The sequence below is a fragment of the Geodermatophilus sp. SYSU D00965 genome (genome assembly GCF_054050075.1).
On the sequence record NZ_JBJGYQ010000002.1, the window covers coordinates 210655 to 234314 of the forward strand.

26 protein-coding genes and 1 riboswitch are annotated in these 23660 nt (G+C 75.6%); of the genes, 13 read left to right on the forward strand and 13 right to left on the reverse strand.

The features are described from left to right. The first annotated feature begins 72 nt into the window (after positions 1-72). The gene (locus ACI789_RS02590) at positions 73-732 is read left to right on the forward strand and encodes a hypothetical protein (protein ID WP_457006585.1); all 660 of its coding nucleotides are present in this window, start codon (positions 73-75) and stop codon (positions 730-732) included. Between the two features lie 43 nt (positions 733-775). Here the strand turns inward: ACI789_RS02590 and ACI789_RS02595 are convergent, their stop codons facing one another. Beyond that, complete coding sequence (locus tag ACI789_RS02595) at positions 776-928, reverse strand: hypothetical protein (protein WP_457006586.1); 153 nt, start codon at positions 926-928, stop codon at positions 776-778. 507 nt (positions 929-1435) lie between these two features. Between ACI789_RS02595 and ACI789_RS02600 the strand changes: the two genes are divergently transcribed. Continuing rightward, positions 1436-2455: a DUF3048 domain-containing protein gene (locus tag ACI789_RS02600; RefSeq protein WP_457006587.1), complete on the forward strand. Its 1020-nt coding sequence runs from the start codon at positions 1436-1438 to the stop codon at positions 2453-2455. An 87-nt stretch (positions 2456-2542) separates the two neighbouring features. Here ACI789_RS02600 and ACI789_RS02605 read toward each other — a convergent pair whose 3' ends face one another. From ACI789_RS02605 to ACI789_RS02625, 5 genes are all read right to left on the reverse strand, one after another. Beyond that, positions 2543-4975, reverse strand: a complete 2433-nt coding sequence (locus tag ACI789_RS02605) for a flippase-like domain-containing protein (RefSeq protein WP_457006588.1) — start codon at positions 4973-4975, stop codon at positions 2543-2545. A 48-nt stretch (positions 4976-5023) separates the two neighbouring features. Continuing rightward, positions 5024-5941 (reverse strand): CPBP family glutamic-type intramembrane protease, encoded by a 918-nt coding sequence (locus ACI789_RS02610; RefSeq protein WP_457006589.1) that lies wholly within the window; start codon positions 5939-5941, stop codon positions 5024-5026. Between the two features lie 193 nt (positions 5942-6134). Next, complete coding sequence (locus ACI789_RS02615; RefSeq protein ID WP_457006590.1) at positions 6135-6359, reverse strand: hypothetical protein; 225 nt, start codon at positions 6357-6359, stop codon at positions 6135-6137. A gap of 52 nt (positions 6360-6411) precedes the next feature. Next, entirely contained in the window at positions 6412-7047 is a 636-nt protein-coding gene (locus tag ACI789_RS02620) for a hypothetical protein (RefSeq protein WP_457006591.1), read from the reverse strand. 51 nt (positions 7048-7098) lie between these two features. Then, positions 7099-8439: an MFS transporter gene (locus ACI789_RS02625; protein ID WP_457006592.1), complete on the reverse strand. Its 1341-nt coding sequence runs from the start codon at positions 8437-8439 to the stop codon at positions 7099-7101. A gap of 289 nt (positions 8440-8728) precedes the next feature. Here ACI789_RS02625 and ACI789_RS02630 point away from each other — a divergent pair, with 289 nt between their 5' ends. After that, positions 8729-9043: a DUF3303 domain-containing protein gene (locus tag ACI789_RS02630; RefSeq protein WP_456918220.1), complete on the forward strand. Its 315-nt coding sequence runs from the start codon at positions 8729-8731 to the stop codon at positions 9041-9043. Positions 9044-9296: 253 nt separating this feature from the next. Here ACI789_RS02630 and ACI789_RS02635 read toward each other — a convergent pair whose 3' ends face one another. Next, positions 9297-9911 carry a hypothetical protein gene (locus tag ACI789_RS02635; RefSeq protein ID WP_457006593.1) on the reverse strand — a complete coding sequence of 205 codons (615 nt, stop codon included), beginning with the start codon at positions 9909-9911 and terminating at the stop codon, positions 9297-9299. 155 nt (positions 9912-10066) lie between these two features. Here ACI789_RS02635 and ACI789_RS02640 point away from each other — a divergent pair, with 155 nt between their 5' ends. Further along, positions 10067-10750, forward strand: coding sequence for a hemerythrin domain-containing protein (locus ACI789_RS02640; RefSeq protein WP_457006594.1), 684 nt, complete (start codon positions 10067-10069; stop codon positions 10748-10750). On the opposite strand, the gene ACI789_RS02645 is transcribed toward ACI789_RS02640, so the two are convergent. Beyond that, entirely contained in the window at positions 10751-14029 is a 3279-nt protein-coding gene (locus ACI789_RS02645) for a BTAD domain-containing putative transcriptional regulator (RefSeq protein WP_457006595.1), read from the reverse strand. A 204-nt stretch (positions 14030-14233) separates the two neighbouring features. Between ACI789_RS02645 and ACI789_RS02650 the strand changes: the two genes are divergently transcribed. Further along, positions 14234-14539 (forward strand): DUF3303 domain-containing protein, encoded by a 306-nt coding sequence (locus ACI789_RS02650; RefSeq protein ID WP_457006596.1) that lies wholly within the window; start codon positions 14234-14236, stop codon positions 14537-14539. A gap of 25 nt (positions 14540-14564) precedes the next feature. Continuing rightward, a complete protein-coding gene (locus tag ACI789_RS02655) occupies positions 14565-14945 on the forward strand; it encodes an NAD(P)/FAD-dependent oxidoreductase (RefSeq protein WP_457006663.1) in 381 nt (126 codons plus the stop codon). 401 nt (positions 14946-15346) lie between these two features. On the opposite strand, the gene ACI789_RS02660 is transcribed toward ACI789_RS02655, so the two are convergent. After that, positions 15347-16240, reverse strand: a complete 894-nt coding sequence (locus ACI789_RS02660; protein WP_457006597.1) for a carbohydrate kinase family protein — start codon at positions 16238-16240, stop codon at positions 15347-15349. Between the two features lie 111 nt (positions 16241-16351). Here ACI789_RS02660 and ACI789_RS02665 point away from each other — a divergent pair, with 111 nt between their 5' ends. After that, positions 16352-16951, forward strand: a complete 600-nt coding sequence (locus ACI789_RS02665; RefSeq protein WP_457006598.1) for a hypothetical protein — start codon at positions 16352-16354, stop codon at positions 16949-16951. 6 nt (positions 16952-16957) lie between these two features. On the opposite strand, the gene ACI789_RS02670 is transcribed toward ACI789_RS02665, so the two are convergent. Next, entirely contained in the window at positions 16958-17467 is a 510-nt protein-coding gene (locus ACI789_RS02670) for an HAD domain-containing protein (protein ID WP_457006599.1), read from the reverse strand. Between the two features lie 188 nt (positions 17468-17655). On the opposite strand from ACI789_RS02670, the gene ACI789_RS02675 reads away from it, so the two are divergent. Continuing rightward, positions 17656-18036 (forward strand): hypothetical protein, encoded by a 381-nt coding sequence (locus ACI789_RS02675; RefSeq protein WP_457006600.1) that lies wholly within the window; start codon positions 17656-17658, stop codon positions 18034-18036. Between the two features lie 40 nt (positions 18037-18076). On the opposite strand, the gene ACI789_RS02680 is transcribed toward ACI789_RS02675, so the two are convergent. After that, positions 18077-18589: a C40 family peptidase gene (locus ACI789_RS02680; protein WP_457006601.1), complete on the reverse strand. Its 513-nt coding sequence runs from the start codon at positions 18587-18589 to the stop codon at positions 18077-18079. Between the two features lie 12 nt (positions 18590-18601). Continuing rightward, a riboswitch (cyclic di-AMP (ydaO/yuaA leader) is annotated at positions 18602-18749 on the reverse strand. Positions 18750-19080: 331 nt separating this feature from the next. Here ACI789_RS02680 and ACI789_RS02685 point away from each other — a divergent pair. Genes ACI789_RS02685 through ACI789_RS02695 form a run of 3 tightly spaced genes read left to right on the forward strand, consistent with a single transcriptional unit; the run spans position 19081 to position 19908 of the window. Then, a complete protein-coding gene (locus tag ACI789_RS02685; protein WP_457006602.1) occupies positions 19081-19242 on the forward strand; it encodes a hypothetical protein in 162 nt (53 codons plus the stop codon). 43 nt (positions 19243-19285) lie between these two features. Further along, positions 19286-19669: a hypothetical protein gene (locus ACI789_RS02690; protein ID WP_457006603.1), complete on the forward strand. Its 384-nt coding sequence runs from the start codon at positions 19286-19288 to the stop codon at positions 19667-19669. Positions 19670-19698: 29 nt separating this feature from the next. Further along, positions 19699-19908: a hypothetical protein gene (locus ACI789_RS02695; RefSeq protein ID WP_457006604.1), complete on the forward strand. Its 210-nt coding sequence runs from the start codon at positions 19699-19701 to the stop codon at positions 19906-19908. A 1-nt stretch (position 19909) separates the two neighbouring features. Here ACI789_RS02695 and ACI789_RS02700 read toward each other — a convergent pair whose 3' ends face one another. After that, positions 19910-20809, reverse strand: a complete 900-nt coding sequence (locus tag ACI789_RS02700) for an SMP-30/gluconolactonase/LRE family protein (RefSeq protein ID WP_457006605.1) — start codon at positions 20807-20809, stop codon at positions 19910-19912. Positions 20810-20855: 46 nt separating this feature from the next. On the opposite strand from ACI789_RS02700, the gene ACI789_RS02705 reads away from it, so the two are divergent. Together ACI789_RS02705 and ACI789_RS02710 are read left to right on the forward strand one after the other, a co-directional pair. Then, on the forward strand, positions 20856-21704 hold the full coding sequence (locus tag ACI789_RS02705) for an NmrA/HSCARG family protein (protein ID WP_457006606.1): 849 nt from the start codon (positions 20856-20858) through the stop codon (positions 21702-21704). Between the two features lie 118 nt (positions 21705-21822). Next, positions 21823-22305, forward strand: coding sequence for a hypothetical protein (locus tag ACI789_RS02710; RefSeq protein ID WP_457006607.1), 483 nt, complete (start codon positions 21823-21825; stop codon positions 22303-22305). A gap of 176 nt (positions 22306-22481) precedes the next feature. On the opposite strand, the gene ACI789_RS02715 is transcribed toward ACI789_RS02710, so the two are convergent. Continuing rightward, complete coding sequence (locus tag ACI789_RS02715) at positions 22482-23660, reverse strand: RtcB family protein (protein ID WP_457006608.1); 1179 nt, start codon at positions 23658-23660, stop codon at positions 22482-22484.

Genomic DNA, 23660 nt, shown 5'->3' on the forward strand with positions numbered 1-23660 from the left:
ATTCCTGTCGGTGGTGCTTGTCAGCATGCGCGCCCGGCCGTCGCGCGGACGGTCAACGAGACGGGGAGTGGCATGGCCGAACCGGTCGGCGTCCAGGTGGGGCGGGTCTGCCCGCAGTGCGGGCGGGAGGACTCGGTCCCGCTGCGCTGGGGCCTGCCCGCGCTCGAGGACTTGCGGCTCGCCGAGCGCGGCCTGGTCGCGCTCGGCGGCTGCATGCTGCCGCAGGAGGACCCCGCCTTCACCTGCCGGTCGTGCGGGCTCGAGTGGGGGCGCGAAGAGGACCCGACCACCGACGAGCAGGCGCTGGCCGATCTGCTCGGCGTCCGGTACGCCGACGTCGTCCGCGCCCTCGGCAGGGGATGGCGACGGCAGGGCGCCGCGGATGATCTGGTGCAGTGGTTCGTCAGCGGCGAGCCGGCGCAGGTCGTGGTCGGCGTCGAGGGGCCGTGGTTCGTGCTCGCCCGTCCGCTGACCCGCTGGGGGGAGCGGACCGAGCTGCAGCCCGCCGACCGGCGCGAGTTCAGCCGCGACGACCTCCTGTGGACTCCGGGGGTGGTCGCCGAAGCGGCCGAGGCCATCGCCGCTCGCCGGCGCCGCTCGTTCCGCTGGTGCCGTTCCTGCCGCCGCGCCCACGCCCCCGAGTGGTTCGTCGGCGCCGCAGGGACCTGCCGGGAGTGCGCGTCGGTCCTCGACGGCGTCGACGCAGAACACCGACGGGACCGGATGCCGTAGCCGCTACCGCTCGCCCGTCCAGGCCAAGGGCTGGGTGGCCTGCTCAGTCGGGCAGCTGTCGACGGCGCCGTCGGGCCGCCCAGGCGCTGACGATCGCGACGTTCACGCCGGCCGCCACTGCGTACAGCCAGGGCAGGTGGAGGTCGAACCGGTTGCTGACCTTGACCGCGACGATCGCCAGAGCGAAGACGCCCAAGAGGACCCAGGCCAGTTCACCTCGACCGTGGGTCGCGGGTCGGGTCTCGCCAGTGCTCACAGGTCTGCCTCCTCCACGCGGGTCCGCTGGAGCACTCCGGCCACCACGGTCGGAGGTGCTCGTGCCTGATCGAGCGTGGGGTCGAGCACGAGCGGGAACGAGGGAGGCAGCCAGAACGCCGCCGAGGCAGACCCCCGTCCTGGGACGGGGGTGGACCCTTCCCCCTGCGTTCGGCGGCGGCCCTCCAGGATCGTGGTGCCGTGCTCGGCGGGCCGTGCCGATACAGGTAGGGCACCACCTCGCCGAACCAGGAGCCCCGACGTGCCCAGGTCCACCGCGCCCCGGTCCCGCTCCGGGGCGAGCAGGGGCGCCCGCACCACGAAGGGCTCTCGGTCCGCGAAGGGCGCCCGCAACACGAAGGGCTCCCGGTCCACGAAGGGCTCCCAAGCCAGCAAGAGGACGGCGAAGGGCCGCCGCCGGTCGAGGTCCGGCCGTGGTCTTCGAGCGGTGCTGCTCGTGGTGCTGGTGGCCGCCGGCGTGGTCGCCTGGCCGGCACTCCAGCAGCGGCTGTCCGCGCTGCCGTTCCTCGGGTCCGTCGTCGCCGCGCTCACGCCGCCGTCCGCGCCCGCCTGGCCGCTGACAGGGGTCCCGGCCGACGCGATCGCCGACCGCCCGGCGCTCGCGGTCAAGATCGAGAACTCCGTCGACGCCCGCCCGCAGACCGGTCTCACCGCCGCGGACATGGTGTGGGAGCAGGTCGTCGAGGGCGGGATCACCCGGTTCGTCGCCGTCTACCACTCCGACCTCCCATCCGAGATCGGCCCGGTGCGGTCGATCCGGCCGATGGACCCCGCGATCGCCGCGCCGCTGGGCGGCCTGCTCGCGTTCTCCGGTGGCGTGCAGACCTACGTCACCGCCGCCCAGGACGCCGGGCTGCAGGTCATCCGCCAGGACTCCGGGGCCGCCGGCTTCTCCCGGACGTCGACCCGCGTGGCGCCGCACAACGTCTACGCGGTGCCGCAGACCCTCGTCGACCAGGCCGACGCCACCCACCGAGCCGCACCAGGCGCCCAGTTCGACCACCCCGCGGCCGGCGAACGGCCCACCGCCGTCGCCGCGGGACGACCGACGACCACCCTGGAGCTCGCGCTGTCCGGGGTCAGCCACCCCCGGTGGACCTGGAACGCTGCTGACGGCCGCTGGCTGCGCAGCGAGGGGAGCACCCCGGCGGTCGAGGCCGACGGCCGGCGGCTCGGCGCCACCAACGTCGTCGTCCTGCGCGTCGACGTCGTCGCGACCGAGGCCCGGGATCCCGCAGGGAACCCCGTCCCGGAGACCATCCTGACCGGCACCGGCCGGGCCCTCGTCGCCTCCGGTGGGCACGTGGTCGACGCCACCTGGTCCAAGCCGGCGACGGGCGACCGGGTGACGCTGACCCGTGCGGACGGCGCCCCGGTGACGCTGGCGCCCGGGACAACCTGGGTCGAGCTGGTCCCCAACAGCACGGGCGCAGTCACCACCGGTTGACCACGGAGGGACGGCGACGTGGGAGGTGATTCCGACCCCTTCGGCAGTCAAGGCTGATGACGGGCTCGACGACGAGCGTCAGATGGACTACACGAACTCCGACCTGCGGAGCCAGACGAAGGCCGCCCAGCCCGGCAGGATCGGCAGCCAGAACGTCGCGATCCGGTAGAGGAACACGGCCGGGACGGCGATGGTGTGGTCCATCCCGGCGGCCACCAGCCCCGCGATCAAGGCCACCTCCACCGCACCGAGGCCGCCCGGCGTGGGAGCCGCGGCCCCCACCGCGGCGCCGACGAGGTAGACCGCGCCCACGGTGGCGAGGCCGAGGTCACCGCCGAACGCCCGCGTGGACAGGTACAGGCACACCAGGTAACCGAGGGTGATCACGGCGGAACCGCCCAGCAGCAGCGCGACCTTGCCCGGCCTGCGCAGGGCGTGCCCGACGCCGTCCACCGATCGGCGCAGCACCGGGACCAACCGGCTCGCCAGCCGCCGCCGGACCGTCGGCCAGGCGAGCATGAGACCCGCCAGGACGAGTACCACCAGGGCGCCCCAGAGGAAGACCTGCGGGTCCGGCAGCCGCAGTGAGCGGAAGGCCGACCGGCCGGCCCAGATCGCGAACACCACCATCAGGAAGACGTGGACGACCGAACCCGCCACGTAGTCCAGGCCGACCGCGGAGGTGGCCACCGCCGGGTCGACGCCGCTCCGCTGCAGGTAGCGCACCTGCAGCGCCATGCCGCCGAGACCGGCCGGTGCGAGCTTGGAGGCGAACGACGAGGCGAGCTGCGCCACGAACGTGGGCAGCGCGCGCAGCCGAGCGGGCACGGCGCCGGCCAGGCTCAGCGCGGCGCCTCCGTAGGTCAGCGCGGACATCGCCAGGATGGCCGGCGCCCAGACCCAGTCGGCCTCGCGGACGCGGTCGACCATGCCGGGCACGTCGCCGAACTGCGGTGCGAGCAGGTAGGTGGCCACGACCAGCAGGACGACGGTCGCCACCGTCTTCGGGTGGACACGCTCCAGGTCGACGAGCCGGGGCGCCGGGACCCCGCACCGCTCGGACACCGTCGCGCGCAGCTGACCCACGAGCTGCTTGCGGGAGTGCAGGGCGTCCCGCGTGGCCCCGCTGAACGAGTTGGGCTGCAGCCGGGGCAGCGCCGCGGCCACCGCCTCCGGGCCGAGCTCGGCGATCGCGGCGTCGACGACGGGGTCCACCCCCGCCTGCAGGGCGAGCGCGACGAGGAGCTGGGCGACGTCCGCGTCGAGGAGGGCACCCCCCGCCGCCACCTCGCTGAACCCCCAGTCGATGAGCCACGGAGAGCCCTCGCGGTCGAGCAGGACGTTGGCGCGGCGCAGGTCGCGGTGGGCGACGGAGTGCCGCCGCAGCACGGCCACCTGAGCCCAGATCCCGTGCAGCACCGGCGTCGTGAGGGCGTCGTCCGGGAGCCGGTCGAGGGTGGTGCCGTCGACGAGGTCGTAGGACAGCAGGAACGAGTCGCGCCCCACCGGCGCGATCGTCCGCAGCCGCGGCGTCCGCGCGCCGGCGTCCCGGGCGAGCAGCGACACCAGCGCCTCGTGCTCGACGGTACGGCGCAGCGAGGAGAACGGGCGCTCGTCGCCGACGTTCTTCAGCCGCAGGAACCGCCAGGCGCGGAAGAGCAGGTCGGCCGCCCGGTTGTCCGCGCCCATCACCTTGGCGAAGACGGAACTGCCGTCCTGCAGCGTGGCGACGTAGGGAACCGACCCGCGGGCGTCGACCGAGGCCGGCTGCAGGTGCGCCACGGGCAGGCCACCCCCGGTCAGTGCGGCGGCGACCGCGCCCGGCGTCGGCCGGCTGCTGGGACGGCCGAGCAGCAGGAGCGTCCCGGACCCCGCGAGGCTCCCGGTCAGGAGCGCGAGCACCAGCGCGGCGGGGAAGGCGACCGGCACCAGCAGCCGCAGCAGCACGACCACTGCCAGCAGCACCGCCCCGGCCCGCCGCCACCGCCGGGACACGAACGGCGCGAGGACGACGAACGCGGCCGCGGCCACGGCGAGGCCGTCCACGGTCAGCGCGCCGTCTCCACCACCGTCTCGCCCGACGTCGGTGTCCCCCTGGTCGACCACCCACCCGGCGCCGCGCAGGAGTGCCACCGAGAGCAGGCCGCTGAGCAGGAGGTGGCCGAACAGCCGGTGGGAGCGGGTCACCAGCGGGGCGACCCACGCCGCGGTGACGCCCGCCAGGACCAGCAGGGACGCCGTCCCCAGCAGGAGCTGCCCGACGGTCGGCGTCAGGAACGACAGCCGCCGGGCGAGGTCGTCGTCCAGCGAGGCGGCGGCGTCGCGCGACCACCGGGCGAGGGCGAGGACCGCCAGGGTGACGACGGCGAAGACGACGGTGCGGAGGACGTCACTGGGGGACCGCTCGTAGCCCGTGACCTCCTCCTCGGTGTGGTCGCCCGCAACCGCCCCCGTGGTCGTCGGCTGCGCCGGCGGGGCGCCCGCTGCGCCGGGACGCGCCGTCCGTCCGGTCCGCGTCATGCCGACCACCTCCTCGGCCGTGTCCCCCCGAGCTCACGGTCCGCGAGTTCAACTCCTGCCGGTCGTCGGCTCAGGGTGGGACGGGGCCGGACTCGGGGTAGCCGGTGGTGCGACCCACTGCGCCGCGGCGGCCTTCTCGGCTTCCGGTCCGATCGGTCGGCCCTGCGGCCGGTGGACCCGGCGGCCGACGGCCAGGAGCGCGGTGAGCAGCGCGAGGGCGGTGGCCATCTGCCACGGCCAGTCGCCCCCCTCGACGGCCTCGATGTTCTGGGCGGCGTTCCAGGAGGCGTGCTGGATGCCGGCCGCGAGGATGCTGCCGCCGGTGTCCAGCAGGTGCATGCCGACCAGGTACCGGGCGACGAGCGCGGTCAGGAACAGGAACCCGATGCCGGCGAGGAGCCGTGACCCGCTCGGGTCACCCGCGAACTGGAGCGGCAGGTGGATGGCTGCGAAGAACACCGCGGTGATCAGGGAGGCGACCAGCAGACCGTGCCGGGCCATCCACCGGGACTGGGCGAAGCCGGCCCAGGCGGTCTCCTCCCACAGGTTGAGGCTCAGCGCGCCGAAGATCAACGTGTTGAACAGGTACCAGCCGATCTCGACGGCCCAGCCGCGCTCGGGACTGGTCAGCGTCCCTGAGACGGCGGCCACCGCGACGGTCAGCACCGGCACCCCGAAGAGGACGATCGCCCAGCGCCAGGCGCTGAACCGCCACTGCACCACGCGGAACAGCAGCTTCCGGAGGCCGGCCGGACCGTCGGCCAGCCACGTGACCAGGAGCGCAGCGCCGAGCAGGGCGACGAAGACCAGCAGGAGCAGGAACGGCGCCTGCGGGATCCCGGCCAGGAGCGGGACGACCAGTCCCGGCACCCCGATGGCGAATGCGAGCAGCAGGAACGCGGTGAGCGGCCGGCGCTGGGCGAGGTCTCCCCCGGCCCCCTCCCGGGACGGAGCGGCGCTGGTCATGACTGCTCCTCGGTGCCAGGCCCCGTGGACAGACGTCATCCCCTCGCCGGGGAGCGTGGACCCGTGGGCCTGGCGCGGACAAGGGGTTCAGGAACTGCGTCGATCAGGTGATCGCATCGGGGTCGCGTCGAGGAGCCCGGAGCGCGAGGCGACGAACCCGGCAGAGAGGTGCCCCGGCGCGCGGGTCAGAACGTCAGGCCCTGGCGCTCGATGATGCGCTGCGTCGCGTCCGGGTCGGCATCGCACTGGTACGGGGCGGCCGAGGCGCGAACAGGTGCTGGACGAGGGCGAACCGGCCACCGGCGTCCTCGTCGTCGATCATGAACCGGTCGCGGACCCCGGCCGGGTCGCCCATCACCACGCCGTCCGCGGCCCTGAGGATGCGCGGTGCCGACTGGGCAGCTGACCGATCGTCCATCGTCGTCTCCTCGATGGACGGCGGGCGAGCACGGTACTGCCGTGGGGCACCGTCAGGCGCTGACCTCCTCGTGGGTGTTCACCCCGGGGATGCGCCGCACTGACCCCCAGCCGAAGCGCGCCCACACGACCAGCAGTGCCGCGCCGACGAGCGAGCCCAGGGTGTCGCGGAACAGGTCGCCGTTGGTGTCGTCGTTGTCCTCCGACAGGTCCGTCCCGAACCAGACGTCGGACCGCCACTCGAACAGCTCCCACAGCGCCCCCACGGAGATGCCCAGGGCGAGGGTGACGACCCCGATGCCGATGTAGTGCTGCAGGTGCGTCTCGTCGCGGGGATCAGGGACGACGTCCGCCCGGGCCAGCGCGATGTAGACGACCGGGGCCGTGAGCATCGGCAGGGTGAAGTGCACCAGGTCGTCGAAGCGGACGAACTGGTCGTACAGGCCGAGCGTCTCGCCGAACCCCTGCAGCGCCATGCCCAGCGTCAGCGACAGGTCGTAGAGCCGCGGCAGGTTCACCAGCCGCGCGACCAGCGTGATGCCGCCCAGCGCGGCCAGCAGCGCCGCCGACCCCCAGTCCCCGGCGACCGCGTAGACCACGGCCCCGCCCAGGATCACCAGCCGGAGGACGTCGATGCCGTCCCGGACGATCGGCGTCCAGTCGCCCAGGAGCAGCGTCCGCGCATCCACGTCGCTCCCGTACCCACCGCCCTCGGGACGACGACAACCGCGCGCGACTGGTCAGGAGACCGCGAGCAGGCGCAGGTCCTGCGCGGCCCGCCGCACGTTGACGCGGGCGGCGAGACCCACGGGCTGCAGGCGCGCGTTCGCCCAGGTCACCATCGCCGGCCGGGGGAGGCCCGGCAGCGGAGGACGGCGCACCGAGACCGGGTCGCCACCGAGCGAACGCACCAGCACCGCGGCGACCCCCGCCGCCACCGAGACCGTGCTGAGCGCAGCGGCCAGCCCGGTCAGCTCGGCCAGGAACCCGAGCAGCGGCGGACCGCCCAGCAGGCCGCTGTAGCCGACGGTCGAGGCCAGCGCCACGCCACCGGCCCCGCCGAGCGCGCCGGCCCGGCCGATGGCCAGCGGGAACACGTTGGCCAGTCCGAGCCCGACGAGCACGAAGCCGGCCAGCGCGACGGTCACCGAGCCCGACCACGCGGCGAGCAGCATGCCGAGCGCCGCCAGCAGGGCCCCGCCGACCAGCAGCCGCCCCTCGCCGAACTGCACCACCAGCGAGCTGCCGACCAGGCGGCCACAGGCCATGGCCAGCGAGAACCCGGCGTAGCCGGCGGCGGCCAGGACCGGCGTCGCGCCGAGGTCCTCCCGCAGGAAGAGCGCACCCCAGTCGGTCAGCGCACCCTCGCCGTAGGCGGTGCACCCGGCGACCGCGCCGAGCACGACGAGGACGGCCGTCGGGACGCCACGGCGTTCGGCCCCCTCGTCCGTGGCGACGGAGGCGACGGCCCGCGGCGCGGCCTCGTCGGCGCGGGCCAACGTCGGCCCGATCCAGGCCAGCAGCGCCAGCCCGGCCACGGTGACGCCGGCCAGGTGCGGCACGACGCCGACCGACGCAGCCACCAGCCCGCCGACCAGGGCACCGACCAGACCGCCGAAGCTGAACCCGGCGTGCAGCGAGGACAGCAGCGGCCGGGGCCACCGGGCCTCCACCTGTACCCCGAGGCTGTTGGCCGCCACGTTCACCGCGCCGGTCGCGGCGCCGAACACGAGCAGCGCTCCGCACAGCTGTGGCACCGACGTCGCCGTCGCCGGCAGCGCGACCGCCAGGCTGACCAGCACCGCGGCGCCCAGGGCGACCCGGCCGGGGCCGAGGCGGGCGCTGAGCGCGCCGGTCAGCTGCATGCAGGCGAGCGCGCCGAGGGACATGCACAGGACGGCGATCCCCAGTGCGCTGTGCGAGGCGCCGACCCGGGCGCTCACGTCGGGGATGCGGGCGGCCCAGGTGCCGAACACGAAGCCGTCCATCGCGAACAGGACGGCGACGGCGACGCGTAGCTGCTGCAGCGCGGCCGAGACGGCGGGTGCGGACGTGCGGGCACGGTCGAGGACAGGGCTCACGCCGGGTTCCTTCCGGGTGGGGCGCGCCACTGACGAGAGGCCCCCACGGTGGGGCGGGCGCGCCGGCCGTCTCGGGACGGCTCGACGAGGGACGAGGCGAGCACTTCCTCGGGCTCCGTCTCCACGGTGCCACCGCGCGGGCTTCCGCGCGTGACCGACGCACCCCGGTGGGCCATGACGTGCACGACACCCCCGTGACCGAGCGCACGGTTCCGCGGGGTTGTCGTCGTCCGCCTTGTGCGCCCGCCCCGCACCTCGGGAACCTCGATGCGTCCGAGGGGAGAGCGACATGAAGTACGTCGTCACCTGGCGGGAACGGCCCACCGGCTCGGCCTCCGAGTACGAGGCGGCGCAGAAGCGGATCCTCGACGTCTTCTCGCAGTGGGAGATGCCGACGAGCCTGACGTTCCACCAGTTCGTCGTCCGCGTCGGTGAGTTCGGCGGGTACGCCGTGATCGAGACCGACGTGCCGGCCGACCTGCAGTACCTGACGACCGTCTACGCCGGGTTCGCCTTCACCGTCGAACCCGTGCTCGACGTCATGGACGCCGTCGCCGCCGAGAACCGCGCGATCCAGTGGCGGGACGCCCTGCCGAACAGGTGACGGCCACGTCCTGACCCTGTCCGCGGTCCCGGCGGCGGCTGGATGCCGACGAGGTCGGACGCCTCTTCGAGTCGCCGAGCCGTCTCGCTCGTCACCGAGGCTGCGGGGAGTCGCCGCCGTACGTCGTGCTCTGCATGCCAGGGGCACGCAGAGCACGACGATGGGCGATACCCCTTCACCTCGCCGGCCCCTGACGGGACAGCGCAGCGCCCCGGCCCCGCAGGCAGCGGGACCGGGGCGCCTCAGGGGAACCTCAGGGCCGGCGGCTCAGCCACCCGGCGGCGGCGATGCCCAGGCCGAACACGACGGTGCCCGGGATGATCCCCCAGCCCTCCACCGGCAGGGCGCCGGCGAGCACCCCGCCGACCGGCAGGGCGAGCAGCGACAGCGCCACCGGCACGGGCAGCAGCCGGGAGCGCAGCGCCCCGACGGCGATCAGCAGCGGGCCGAGCAGCGTGGCGGTGCCGGCCAGCCCCGAGAACCACAGGGTCGCCTCCTCGACGGCGGCGAACCCGTGGTGCATCGCCGGCGCGACGTAGGCCTCCGTGTAGCCCCCGATCGGCATCAGCACCAGCCCGACCCACAGCACCCCCAGCCCGATCGTGGCCACCCGCGAGCCGCGCAACCGGGCGGCCAGCGCGCCGGCCCCGGCCGCCATCAGCAGCGCACCGGCGCTGAAGACGACGTGCGCGGCCACCCACGTCGCGGCGGAGTGGGCCGCCTCGCTGTGCTCCATCGGGTGCAGGGCGTTGCCGACGGCGAACAGCACGCCCCCGGCGGTGACGGCCAGCCCGCGCAGGGCGAGCGGCGGGCGGTGGTCGGCGGCGGCGGCCGGGGATGTCGGAGCGGGCAGGGCGGTGGCGGTCATGGCGTGTCCTCGCGGTGAGTCGGAGTCCGGGGAACCCGGTCGGCGAGAACCGTGGCCGGCTGCGCTGACCGCCCACTTGCAGCCGCGCTGCAAGCGGCCGGTAAGCGGACCGCGCGAGCGTCTCGGGCAACAGCCCCCACCCGAGGAGATCTGCGATGACCCGCTCCGACGCCATCCGCGTCCACCCCCGCACCGACGCCGACCCGGTCCCCGATGTCATGGGCATGCGGCTGGCGCACCGCGCGATGCTGCGCGACGCCAACCGGCTCACCGACCTCGCCCAGCGGCTCGCCGCCGAGCCGACGGGAGACGGGAAGCGCGCCGACGCCGTCGCCCGCTACGTCCGCGACTTCGCCGACTCGGTGCACCACCACCACAGCGTCGAGGACGAAGTGCTCTGGCCCGTGCTCGCCGCCTCCGCCGGCCCGCACGTCGACCTCACCGAGCTCTCCGACGACCACGCCGCCCTCGACCCCGCCCTGCACCGGCTGCGGGCCACCGCCGACGCCTTCCGCGCCCGGCCCGGCGAGGACACCGCCACCGCACTCGCCGTCGAGCTCGCCGAGCTGCGCGACACCCTCACCGAGCACATCGGCGACGAGGAGGCCTCGGTCTTCCCGGTGATCGAGCGCTACGTGTCGGTCGGCGACTGGGCCGCGGTCGAGGCCCGCATCCGCAAGCGCGCCAAGCTGTCCTTCGAGGCCCCGCGGGTGCTCGCCGTCGCCACCGAGGCCGAGCGCGCCACGATCGAGGCCGACGGCGGGCTGGCTCTCAGGGTCATCCTCGCGGTGCTCATCCCGCCGTTCCGCCGCCGCGAGCGCGCCGTGTTCGGGAGCTAGTCAGACGCCGACGGCGGCCAGCTGCACGGCCAGCTCCGCCCGCACCCGCTCGGCACCGCGCCGGGCGGCGGCCGCGGCGCCGGCGTCCCCGAGGGCGTCGGCGACCGCGGCCAGCGCGTCGTCCACCGGGCCGACGACGAGCGTGCCGGAGTCCAGGCCGGCGATCCGCCCCGCCCACGGCAGCAGCTCCTCGCGCACCTGCGCGGCAACGGCCAGGTCGCCCAGCCGTGCGGCGGCGTGCGCGCGCAGCGTCGTGGAGGCCAGCCAGTAGTAGTCGCGGCTGATCGGCCGGCGCACCGCCCAGGCCGCGCGGGCGTCGTCCGCCCGCCCGGCGTCGAGCAGCCCGAGGACGACGGCGTCGGTGAGCGCCCCGGGCATCGCCGCGTGCAGCCACTCCAGCTCGGGCACCACCGGGGTGAGGTCGCCGCGGGCGAAGCCGGCCGCGAACCGGCCGACCAGCGCCATCAGCCCGCCGTTCATGGCGCCGGTCTCGACCAGGTGCGCGGCCACCTGCTCGTAGCGCGCCCGCCCCTCGTCGTGGCGGCCGGCCAGCACGAGCAGCGCGCCGGAGAAGATGTGCAGCGCGCCGAGCACGTGGCCCAGCTGGCCGGCGTCGGCCAGCGCGACCGCGGTGTCGACGTGCTTCCGGGCCGCGACCAGGTCGGTCCGCGCCGAGGCGGCGAGGAACAGCAGCCAGTGGGCCACCGCCCGGTGGTCGGTCATCCCGGCCGCGGTCGCCACCGCGCGCAGCTCCTCGGCCAGCGGCTCCCGGACCGCAGCCAGGTGCGGGCCCAGCGCCGCGTACGCCCGCACGTTGAGCGCCGCGCACAGCAGTCGGGCGGCGTCCGGACCGGTCGCCGCCCGCGCCAGACGCAGCGCCTTCGCGCTGGCGGCGTCGGTGCGCTCGTCGTCGACGCCCTCCACCTCCCGCACCAGCGCGACCAGCAGCCGGCAGCGCACGTCGCCGGGCAGGTCCTCGCCGGCGGGGGTCTCCAGCAGCTCCAGCAGCGGGTCGAGCAGCTCGGGGTCCTGCGCGCCGTCGTCGCGGACGGTCCACACCAGCGGCGCGTCCCACGCGGCCAGCGCGGCGACCAGCAGGTCGCGCCGGCCCAGCCGCCGGGCGGTCCGGACGGCATCCCGCTGCTGGGCGCGGGCGGCGACGACGTCCCCGGCGCGGGCGTGCGCGGGGATCGCGGCCAGCAGCACGTCGAGCTCCTCGGCCGTCCCGCGCCGGCCGGCCATCTCCAGCAGTCGCAGCGCCGAGGCCCACTGCCGCGCCTCCTCCGCCGCCGCGCCCAGCCGGCCGGCCTCGCGCGCCGCCGCGGCGACGTAGGGGACGGCGTCGGCGGCGGTGCGCGGCCCGGCCGCGGCGACCGCGTGGTGGGCCAGCGTCGCGGCGTCCACCCCGTCGGACTCCCGCAGCACGGCGAGCGCGGCCGCGTGCACCCGACCGCGGCGCAGCAGCGGGGTGTCCTCGTAGAGCACGTCGCGCACCAGCGCGTGGGTGAACCGCACCCGCCCGGGCGCCGGCTCGTCGAGCAGCCCGGCCAGCACCGCGGTCTCCAGCGCGTCGAGCAGTTCGTCGACGTCCCGCCCGGCCACGGCCGCCAGCACGTCGACGTCGGCCTCCCGGCCCAGCACCGCCGCCTGGCGCAGCGCGGTCACCGCCGGGCCGGGCAGCCGCTCGGCCCGGCGGCGCAGCACGTCGCGCAGCCCGGCCGGCACGCCGGTGCGCGCGGCGCCCCGGCCCTCGGCGACGAGCAGCCGGGTCAGCTCGCGGACGTAGAGCGGGTTGCCGTCGGTGCGCTCGCGCAGCAGCGCCAGCTCCGCGGGCCCGGCGTCCTCGAGCCCGGACTGCCGCGCCAGGACGGCGACGCCCTCGTCGTCCAGCCCGCGCAGCTCCAGGTGCCGCGCCCCGGCCGAGGCCAGCGCCGCGCGGGTGGCCGCGAGCGCCTCCCCGGTCTCGGCGTCGCGGTAGGTGGCCAGCACCAGCAGCGGCTCCCCGGCGAGGGAGTCCACGACGGAGCGCAGCAACTGGAGGGTCAGCTCGTCGGCGCGGTGCACGTCGTCGAGCACGACCAGCAGCGGCTGCTCGGCGGCGGCCGCGCGCAGCAGGTCGGCGACCGCGCGGGCCCGCCAGAAGGCGGTGCCCTCCTCCAGCGGAGCGGCGCCCAGCGCCCGGGTGATCTCCGTCCACGGCCAGGCCGGGGGAGCGCCGTCCACCTCCGGGCAGCGGCCCTCGGCCACCCGCCAGCCGTCCTCGCGCAGCCGGGCCGCGGCGGCCTCGACCAGCGTGGTCTTGCCCGCGCCGGCCTCGCCGGCGATCCAGACGACCCGCGCCCCCTCGGCGGCCAGGTCCAGCAACTGCCGCAGCTCCGCGGCCCGGGCCGGCGCGGGCGCCGGGGGAGCGGGGGCGGGTGTCGCCGGCAGCGCGACGGGCGGGGCGGGCAGGTCCAGCGCCGGCTCCTGCCCGAGCACGGCGGCCTCCAGCTCGCGCAGCCGGGGGCCGGGGTCGACGCCGAGCTCGTCGGCCAGGTGCTCGCGGGCCCGGCGCAGCACGGTGAGCGCGTCGCCCTGCCGGCCGCTGCGGTACAGCGCCAGCGCGAGCAGCCGCACGGCCTCCTCCCGGGCGGGGGAGTCGTGCAGGTGGCGCTCCAGCTCCGGGACGACGGTCGCCGCCCGCCCGAGCGCCAGGTCGGCGTCGGCACGCAGCTCGACGGCGACCAGCCGCAGCTCCTCCAGCCGCGCGATCTCCGGTGCGGCCCAGGAGGCGTCGGCCGACCCGGCGTAGGCGGGGCCCGACCAGCAGGCCAGCGCCCGCTCCAGCAGCTCCCGGCGGGCGGCGACGTCGTCGGTGGCGGAGGCGCGGGCGACGAGGTCCTCGAACAGCCAGGCGTCCACGGCCTCGCGTGGCAGTTGCAGGCGGTACCCGGGCGCGGCACTCACGAGCACCGTCGCACCGCTCCGCTGGCCGCCGGCGGGCTCCAGTGCGCGGCGCAGCCGGGAGACGTGGACCTGGAGGGAGGCCAGCGCCTTGGGCGGCGGCTCGCCGTCCCACAGGTCCTCGACCAGCCGGTCGGCGGAGACCACGTGCCCGCCGGCGAGCACCAGCCGGGCGAGCACTGACCGCTGCCGCGGACCGCCCAGCGCCGCCGGCTGCCCGGCGACCGTGGCCTGCACCGGCCCCAGCACGGACACCGCGACCGGCGGGGCCTCGGCGGGCGGTACGTCGACCGACGGGACCTCGACCGGCGGGACCTCGGGCAGGGCGGCATCCATGGCGCGCAGAACCTAGCCGAACCCGACCCCGATACCCGGCCACGACGACGCGTCGGGGCCCCGGTGCACGTTCCGGACCCCCGATGGGTGAGCCCCCGAGGTATCCATCGGCTGAACGTCTGGCCAACCGTCGCCGTCTCCCTTGCGCCGCCGCTCCGGCCCGAGGGACCGTGCCCCTCCGGAACGTACGAGGGGGAGCACGCGATGAAGTACGTCGTCACCTGGCAGGAGCGGCCGGCGGGGTCGCTCCCGGAGTACGAGGCCGCGCACCAGCGCATCCTCGACGTCCTCGAGAGCCAGGAGATGCCCGGGAGCCTCACTGTTCGCGAGTCGGTGGTCCGCCTGGGCGACCTCGGCGGCTACGTGGTCGTCGAGGCCGAGGACCCGGCCGACCTCCAGGTCCTCACCGCGGTCTGCGCGCCGTTCAACTCGGCGGTCGCCCCGGTCGACGACGCCGTCGCGAACGAGTCGCGCGCCGTCGAGATGGCCGAGGCGCTGCTCGACGCGTGACAGGGCCCTAGGTACGACCGCGAACATCGACGTCCGGACCGACGCCGAGGTCGTCGGCGGCGGGGGTGACAGCCGGCTGGCGCACCTGGTGCTGCGCGACCGCGGGACCGGGGAGCAGGAGACGGTCGACGCCTGCGCCCTGTTCCTGATGATCGGCGCCCGGCCGCACACCGAGTGGCTGCCGCCGACGGTCGAGCGGGACGGCGACGGCTTCATCGTGACCGGGTCCGAGCTCAGCGCCGAGGCGATCCGGGCGCTCGGTCACCGCCCTCAGGCGCTGGAGACCAGCGTGCCGGGGGTGCTTGCGGCCGGGGACGTCCGGCACGGGTCGGTCAAGCGGGTGGCCTCCGCGGTCGGCGAGGGCGGGGTCGCCATCCAGCAGGTGCACCGACTGCTCGCCACGTGAGTCGGGCCGGTCTTGGGACGTCGCCGGCGGCTGCTGAGCGATACCGTCGCGGACATGCCTCCGGCGCCGCGAAGCGATGACCAGCCCGCGAAGGCGTCGGCCGACTCCGAGGACCCGTCGCGTCAGGGGGTCCTGCGGCGCGAGGCCGTCGAGCGGTACGAGAGGAGCGGCCACGCAGCGCGGGTCCAGGAGAGCTCGGCCCGGCTGACCGGCAGATGGGGTGATGTGCTGAACCGGCTGGGCAGGGCGTGAGTGCGGCCTGAGGACCTCGACGACCTCCTCAGGCCTGACCTTCCTCTCGCGCTGAACGCCCGGGCGCGCACGCTTCTGCCGGCGCAGCCGACGCCGAGGAGATCGCCGACCGGCTCCGGATCGTCCCGCGCTGACGCGGAGGGCGACGGTCAGGACGGCGGTTGGGCGCCGACCACGCCCGCGACCACGGCAGCCGCCGCGTGCCCCGTCCGGACGGCGTCGAGGACACCGGCCCCGGCGCGCCAGCCGGCCAGCACCCCGGCGGCGAAGGCGTCCCCGCAGCCGGTGGTGTCCCGCAGTGCCGGGACCGGCGGCACCGGCACCTCCGCGGTCCCGGACCGCGTCAGCGCCCGCGTCGGCCGCGCTCCGGCGTGCACCAGCACCAGCCCCGGCGTCCACCCCGGCAGGCCGCCGTCCAGGCCCAGCACCGCGGCCTCGTCCGCGTTGGCGAACAGCACGTCGGGCCGGAGCCCGGCGAGCAGGTCGGCGTAGCGCTCGGTCCCGAACCGCCGGACCCGCGCCGCGGCCGCCGCGTCCACGCTGACCGGCACGCCGGCCTCGTGCGCCAGCGACGCCGCGGCCCGCAGCGCGTCCGGGAAGCGCAGCAGGTCGTAGCCGTCGAGGTGGACGACGGCGGCGTCGGCCACCTCCTGCGCGCGGACGTCGGCCGGCGAGAGGCCGCCCTCCCCGCGGTCGGCCAGCAGCGTCCGCTCCCCGTCCGGGGAGACCAGCACCGTGGTCAGCGGCGTCCGGCCGCGGCGCACCACCGCGACCTCGACCCCGCGGCCGGCCAGCGCGGCGAGCAGCCCGTCGGCCACCGGGTCGGCACCGGCCCAGCCGGCCAGCCGCGCCGGCACGTCCAGCCGCGCGAGGTTCGCCGTCACGTTGGCCGGTGCGCCACCGGCCGTCGTCGTCCGCACGACCCGCTGCTGCCCGCCGACGACCAGCGGCTCGGAGAGCTCCAGCACCTGGTCGGCCACCAGCTTGCCCAGCGCCACGACCGGGCCGGCGCCGGCGGGGCGGGGCCAGCGGGGTGCGTCCACGGGGAGAGGGTGCCCGACGCCGTTCGCGGGGAGGTCCCGGCGACGACCGCATCGTGGGACCCTCGGTGTCCCGAGGGGTACCCCGCGCTCCGCCGTCGAGGTGATCGCCCGATGTCCTGGATCGTGCCGCGACGGCTGGCGAGGGCGGGGGGCGGCCTGGCGGCGTGCCTGCTGGCCGGGTGCGCCGCCACGGGCGGCAGCGCGGCCGCGCCGGGCACGGGGACGCCGCGGGACTGGGGCGATGCCACCCTCAGCGTGACCTGCGACGAGATCGTCCCGGACGGCTTCCCGGCGACGCTCGTCGAGGGGGTCGCCCGGGTGCCCGCCGACCCGGACCGCAGCCCGTACTACGACCACTACGACGTCCGGCTCCAGGCCGAGGCGCAGGGCGACGTCGACGGGGACGGCGCGCCGGACACGGTCGTGCTGCTGCAGTGCTCGCCGCAGCCGTCCAACGGGATCGTCGAGGAGGTGCAGGTCTTCGCCGCCTCGGGCGACCGGCTCGGCGTCCTGCCCAGCCCGCGCACGCTGCGCGAGGCGACGATCCTGGCGCCGCTGTACGACCCGGCCGGGCTGTCGGTCGAGGACGGCGACGTGGTCGCCCGCATGACGGCCTACGCGCCGGAGGACTCCCACGCCAGCGGCCCGTCGGTGCCGATCACGGTGCGCTGGCACTGGGACGGGCACGGCTTCGTCCGCGTGCCCGGTTGAGCCGGATCAGAGCCAGGCCTCGATCTCGTCGAGCTGCGCGTGGGTGAGCCCGGCCCACAGGTCCGGTGCGACGACGAGCACGTGCGGGTGCGCGGCGAGCCACTCGCCGGTGTCCTCGGCCTGCTCGGCGAGGTCGTCGTCGATCCAGACGATCCGCCGGTCCGGTTCGGCCTCGGCCACCTCGCGGGCCAGGTCGAGCTTCCACCAGCCCGACGCGCCACCCAGCGGTCCGGCGAACCCGGTCGGGCTGGCGCCGTTCCGCTCGTGGGTGCGCAGTCCGCGCGGCAGCCCCATCGGCTCGGCCAGCAGCCGGTCGGCGTCCCCGGCCCACGTGGTCAGCCAGTGGATCTCCACCCGGCCCGACTCGTGCAGCTCGCGCAGCCGCGCGGTGACCGTCGGGTCCCACGACAGCACGAACCCGTTGAACGTGCCGCGCTGCCAGCCCTCGGGCAGGTCCACGCAGGCCGCGTTGAGCACCCCGTCGACGTCCAGCAGCAGGATCGGGACGTCGGCCATGGGGGTGCGGTACCCCGCCGGCGGGCCGCGCACCCCGGGCACGCTGCGTCACCGGGCCACGGGCTCACCCACGCGAGCGGGCGACTTCGGCGTCCACCGCGTTCGTCGGCCCCGCTCACGGGTCATGTCCCGTGCTGCACTGATGGTCGGCCGGTGATCCGGCCGCGCACGTTTCGAAGGGGGAGCCGGTGTCCGACCACCTCGAGCCGTACCCGGGCCCGAGCCGGGTCGAGCACGCCACCGCGTGCGACCGGCGCGCCCGCGGCCACGCGCCGCACCCGGTGCACGTCCGGCTGTGCCAGAACGACCCCGCCGACCACTGGCAGGCGGTGCTCGTCATGGGCGCGGTCGACGACGACGTCGTCACCCTGGCCGCCGGCGACGAGTTGCGGCGCTACCGCAACCACGACACCGGCGCCCTCACGGCCCTGGTGCAGGCACAGGGCCCGGGCGGGTTCCTGAACACCCGCGTCGGGCTGCTGTTCCTGCACTCCTGGCCGGGTGACGCCGGCGCGGTCTTCTCACTCCAGTCGGCCGAGCAGGCCCCCGTGCCCTGCCGGCTGGAGTGAGCGCCCGGGCCGCTCGGGAGAACCGCCCGGGCGCCGCGACTCACGCGACCCGGCGAGCCCCGTTGAAGCCGGGCATCGAGTCGAGGTTGACGACCTTCACCGGCTGGCCGGCCGTGGAGGCGTGCACCATCTGGCCGTTGCCGATGTACATGCCGACGTGCGAGACCGGGCTGTAGAAGAACACCAGGTCACCGGGCTTGAGGTCGGACTTCGCCACCGGGGTGCCGAAGCCGGACTGCGCCCGCGAGGTCCGCGGGATCGAGATGCCGGCCTCGCGGTAGGCGAAGCTGGTCAGCCCCGAGCAGTCGAAGGCGTTGGGGCCGGCGGCGCCCCAGCCGTACGGGTCGCCCTGCTGGGCGAGGGCGGTGTCGACGGCCTTCTGCGCAGCCCCGTTCGGGGCCGCGGCAGCAGCGACGGCGACGGCGCCGGAGCCGCCGTCACCGGCGTCAGCCGAGGCGGTGGCGGGGGCGAGGGTCACGGCGGCGCCGGCAACAGCGGCGACGGCGATCCCGCGGAACGAGCGACGAGCGAAGGACGTGCGGGCAGTCGTCATCGACGACGGTTCTCCTGTTCTCCACGGCCGCCTACCGGGTTAGCTGACGGGTTCGGACGGGGGAGTCGCCCGGCGCGCGAACGCGCTTCACCCCAGGGATTCGGTGGGTCCCCGGTCCGGGCACGGCGGATGACCGTGTCCGGTTCGGCGTAGTCCGGCCGGTGTCACCACGGTTCGGTGACGAGGGGCCCGGCAGGACCGCGCACGACCGTATGGGCGGTTCCCGGGCGTCGCAGCCGGCCGATCGGCCGCGCAACGGCGGCGTGTCCGCATGGCGACACGCCGCCGCGACCACGCGTCACTACGGAGCGCGCGGGAATGTCATGGATGCGTTTTCGCAGGTCAAGGCGTCGGGACCAAAGTCGTCGGGTCGCGGAGTGTCCGCACGCGCAGTGACGGACGCACTGCGGACGGCGTCCGGAACCCGGGGATTGGCGCGACCGTTGGGCGGGCACGACTGCAGGTAACCGAGAACGAGGAGGGACACCCCCATGGCCGGCATGATCCGGAAGCTGGTGGCGTCGGGGATCGCGGCGAAGGTCATCCAGGAGGCCCGCAAGCCGCAGAACCAGGCCAAGATCAAGCAGTTCATCGCGGACTTCCAGGCCAAGCAGGCCGGGAAGAACCGCGGCGGCAAGGGCTACGGCCGCTGAGCCGCCCGCACGCGGCCCCCGCCCGGTCCCGGGCGGGGGCCGCGTGCACCGGGTCGCCGTCCTCGACGACTACCAGTCCGCCGCGGCGGAGTTCGCCGACTGGTCCCGCGTCCCCCAACCGCTGGACGTCGTCACCTTCCCCGACCACCTCGACGTAGAGGATGCCGTCGCCGAGCGGCTCGCTCCCTTCGACGTCGTCGTGGTCATGCGCGAGCGCACCCCGTTCCCGCGCAGCCTGCTCGACCGCCTGCCGAACCTGCGGCTGCTGGTCACCACCGGCGCGCGCAACGCCGCCATCGACCTGGCCGCCGCCCGCGAGCGCGGCGTCACTGTCTGCCGCACCTACGAGGTCTTCTACCGGGAGGCCGTCGAGGACGTCGCCGCCTTCCTCGTCGGCTCCCCGGTCCGGGTCCTCCGAGCCGACTGACCACCGCCCGTCCCGGGTACCGGGCAGGCATGTCCGAAGGCAACATGACCGGCCGTCCCGCCGGGGGCGTCAACGAACCGACCGACGAGGTCCCGGGCACGCGTCCGGAGGAGGACCTGGTCGGGCCCCCGTCGGAGGCGGAGGAGCCGCGCGCCGCGAAGGGCGGCACCATCGGGACCGAGGACCCCAGCGTCCCGCACAGCTCCAGCCAGCCGCCGCCCGGGGCCACCGGGAGCTGACCTACGGGCGGCCGGCGTGGGGGACGTCGACCTCGGTCGCCACCAGCACCGCCTCGCGCACCGGCGCGCGGTTGTGCTCGTAGAAGTCCGGCGCGCAGCACATCAGCAGCGTGCGGCCGTCGTCCCCGCCGAGCATGCAGGCGTAGACCCCGAGCCCGTCCGGCGCGGCGACCTCGTCGACGACCTCCCCGCCCTCGGCCACCCGCACCACCCGGCCGCCGACCGCGTCGGCGGCCCAGATCCGTCCCTCGGCGTCCAGCGCGCAGCCGTCGGGGGCCACCACCAGCTGGCCGAGCACCTCGTCGACCGTCGATCCGGTGACCTCCGGGCCCAGCGACGCCCACACCCGCCTGTTGCCCAGCGTCCCGTCGGCACCGAGGTCGAACGCGGTGTACCGGTTGCCCAGCGTCTCTCCGACGACGAGCGTGCCGCCGTCCGGGGTGATCACCGAGCCGTTCGGGAACTGCAGCCCCTCGGCGGCGACCGACACCGTCCCGTCGGGGTCGATCCGCTTGAGCGACGCGGTCGCGGCGGCGCCGCCGCCCATGAGGTCGAAGCCGAAGTCGCCGACGAAGACGTGGCCGTGCGCGTCGACCACCAGGTCGTTGAGGTGCCCGCCGCAGTGCTCGGCGAGGTCGGCAAAGGTGGTCAGCGACCCGTCGGCGTACCGCAGCACCCGCCGGTCCTTCATCGACACGACCACCAGCGAGCCGTCGGGCAGCCAGCCCAGCCCGGAGGGCTGCTGCTCGACCTCGACGACGACGGTCTCGGCGCCGTCCGCGGTCACCCGGCTGACCGTGTGCCGGTAGAAGTCCGACACCCACCAGGTGCCCTCGTGCCAGCGCGGGCCCTCGAAGAACCCGCCGCCCTCCAGAACCGTCCTGAGCTGCCGATCCGCCATGGTCGGGCACCCTAGGGGGAACCGACCCCTCCTCGAGGAGCGCAGCGTGCCCGGACCCGTGATCGCCGTCGTCGGAGCCACCGGGCAGCAGGGCGGCGCCACCGCCCGTGCGCTGCTGGCCGCCGGGGCCCGGGTCCGCGCGCTGGTCCGCGATCCCGACCGGGCCCGCGACCTCGCCGACCGCGGCGCCGACCTGGTCCGCGCCGACCTGCAGGACCCCGACAGCCTGCGGACGGCGTTCCGCGGCGCGCAGCGGGTGTTCGCGATGACCACGCCGTTCGGCCCGCGCGGGGTGGACGGCGAGCTGGCGGACGGGATCGCGCTGGCCGACGCGGCCGCCGACGCCGGCGTCGAGCACCTGGTGTTCAGCTCCGTCGGCGGGGCCGAGCGGCACACCGGCATCCCGCACTTCGAGAGCAAGCGCCGGGTCGAGGAGCACATCGAGGGCCTCGGTCTGCCCGCGACGTTCGTCCGGCCGGTCTTCTTCATGGAGAACCTGCGGTGGATGGCGTCGGCCCACGACGGCGGGGTCGTCGTCCGGATGGCGCTGGCCGCCGGGGTGCCGCTGCAGATGATCGCCGTCGCCGACATCGGTGCGGTCACCGCCGCCGTCCTGCTCGACCCGTCCCGGGTGCCGGGCGGCGCCGTCGAGATCGGCGGGGACGAGCGCACCGGCGAGCAGGTCGCCGTGGCCTTCGGTGAGCGCGCGGGGCTGCCGGCGCGCTACGAGCCGCTGCCGCTCGACGCCCTGGGCGAGGACGAGGACTCCCTCGCGATGTTCGCCTGGTTCGCCGCGCCGCCCGCCTACCGGGCGGACTTCGCGGCCACCCGCGCCCTGTCGCCCGACCTGCAGGACCTGCCCACCTGGCTGGCACGCACCGGCTGGACGCCCTGACGGTTGCGTCCGCGGTCGGTCGCGGAGGGTCACGCCGGGCGCGTGTCGCGGCCGGATGCCGGCGACACGGCCTGCGGTGGAGCGGGGGTCGCCTCCCGCTGCCCGAGGCTCGGTCGGCATGAGGATCGGTGTGCCCGGGCTGGCGTTGCCGATGGTCACCGCGGTGACCCGGCTGGACTACCTGAGCCGGCGGGACAACGCGTCGGCGGGCCCGCGGCGCCGCGCCGCCGGGCCGACGCACTCCTGGACCGCCCACCTGCGCGGCGCGGTGGAGCCCCTCGACCTCGAGGAGTCCCTGGAGCTGCTCGACCTGGGCGTCGTCGTCGCCCGCCGGGCCTACGACGCGCAGCACCTGGGCATCCGGGCGGCGCTGCGGTGCGGGGCGTCGTGGGCCCGCATCGGCGACTCGCTCGGCACCACGCCGCTCAACGCCTGGAACCGGCACCAGCGGTGGATCGAGGAGCAGGTCGAGCTCCACGAGGTCAGCGGCGGCCGCGACGGTCTGGACGACGCCGGCGCGATGGAAGCGCTGGCGCTGGCCGGTGAGCGCCCGGTCGGCCTCGGCTACGTCCGGACCCTGCGGGACCCGGACGAGGGCTGACCCGGGCCCGGGACGTGCTCCTGGGAAGGTGGTGCTCTGCTTCGCCAGGGAAGCAGAGCACGAGCACGCGACGGGGCACCCGGGCGGGCGGGACCACACCTGCGGGAGGTCGTGCTCTGCGTACCGCGGGCACGCAGAGCACGACCTCCCGCAGGTGGGCACCGGCCGGCGCCGGCTCAGTCGCCCTTGACGTTGACCACCTGGCGCAGCGTGTGCCGGATCTCCACCAGGTCGGCGGCGTCGGCCATGACGACGTCGATGCTCTTGTACGCGTCGGGGTGCTCGTCGAGGAACGCGTCCGACCGGCCCCAGGCGATGCCCTTCATCCGGCGGTCGAGGTCCGCGCGGGTGAACAGCCTGCGCGCCTGGCCGCGGGAGTGGTTGCGGCCCGCGCCGTGCGGCGCCGAGTGCAGCGCCTCGACGTTGCCCAGGCCGACGACGATGTAGGAGGCCGCGCCCATCGAGCCGGGGATGAGGCCCCACTGGCCCGCCCGCGCGGAGATGGCCCCCTTGCGGGACACCCACACCCGCTCGCCGTAATGCTCCTCGCGCTCGGTGTAGTTGTGGTGCGCGTTGACCACCTGCAGCCGCTGGACCTCCGTCGTCAGGCCACGCCGACTCAAGAACCGGGACACCTGCTCGGCGACGCGGTCCATCATCTCCTCGCGGTTGAGGTAGGCGAACCGCTGCGCCCACAGCAGCGCCTCCAGGTAGGTGTCGAACTCCGGCGTCCCCTCGCTGAGGTAGGCCAGGTCGCGGTCGGGCAGGTCGACGTCCCGCGCGGCGGTGACGTCCTTGGCCACCCGGATGTGCTTGGAGGCCAGCCGGTTGCCCACCCCGCGCGAACCGGAGTGCAGGAACAGCCACACCCGGTCGGCTTCGTCCAGGGACACCTCGATGAAGTGGTTGCCCGAGCCGAGCGAGCCCAGTTGCAGCGGCCAGTTGTGGGCGACGCCGTCGGCCTGCGCGGCGCCGGGGAGGTCGCGCAGCTCCTCGACCCGGGCCGCCGCCGTCTCGCGCAGCTTCTTGTTGTACCGGCCGGCCGACAGCGGGATCGCCCGGGAGATCTGCTCGTGCAGCGTCGCGAGGTTCCGGCCGCGCAGGTCGTCGCCGGTGAACTGGGTGCGGACGGCCATCATCCCGCAGCCGATGTCCACCCCGACCGCCGCCGGGATGATCGCGCCGTCGGTCGGGATCACCGACCCGACGGTCGCGCCCAGGCCCAGGTGCGCGTCGGGCATCAGCGCCATGTGCGGGTGGATGAACGGCATCGACGCCGTCCGCTCGGCCTGCATCCGGGTGGTGGGCTCCAGGATCGACGCCCAGTTGTAGAGGCGGTCGCTGATCTTCTCCAC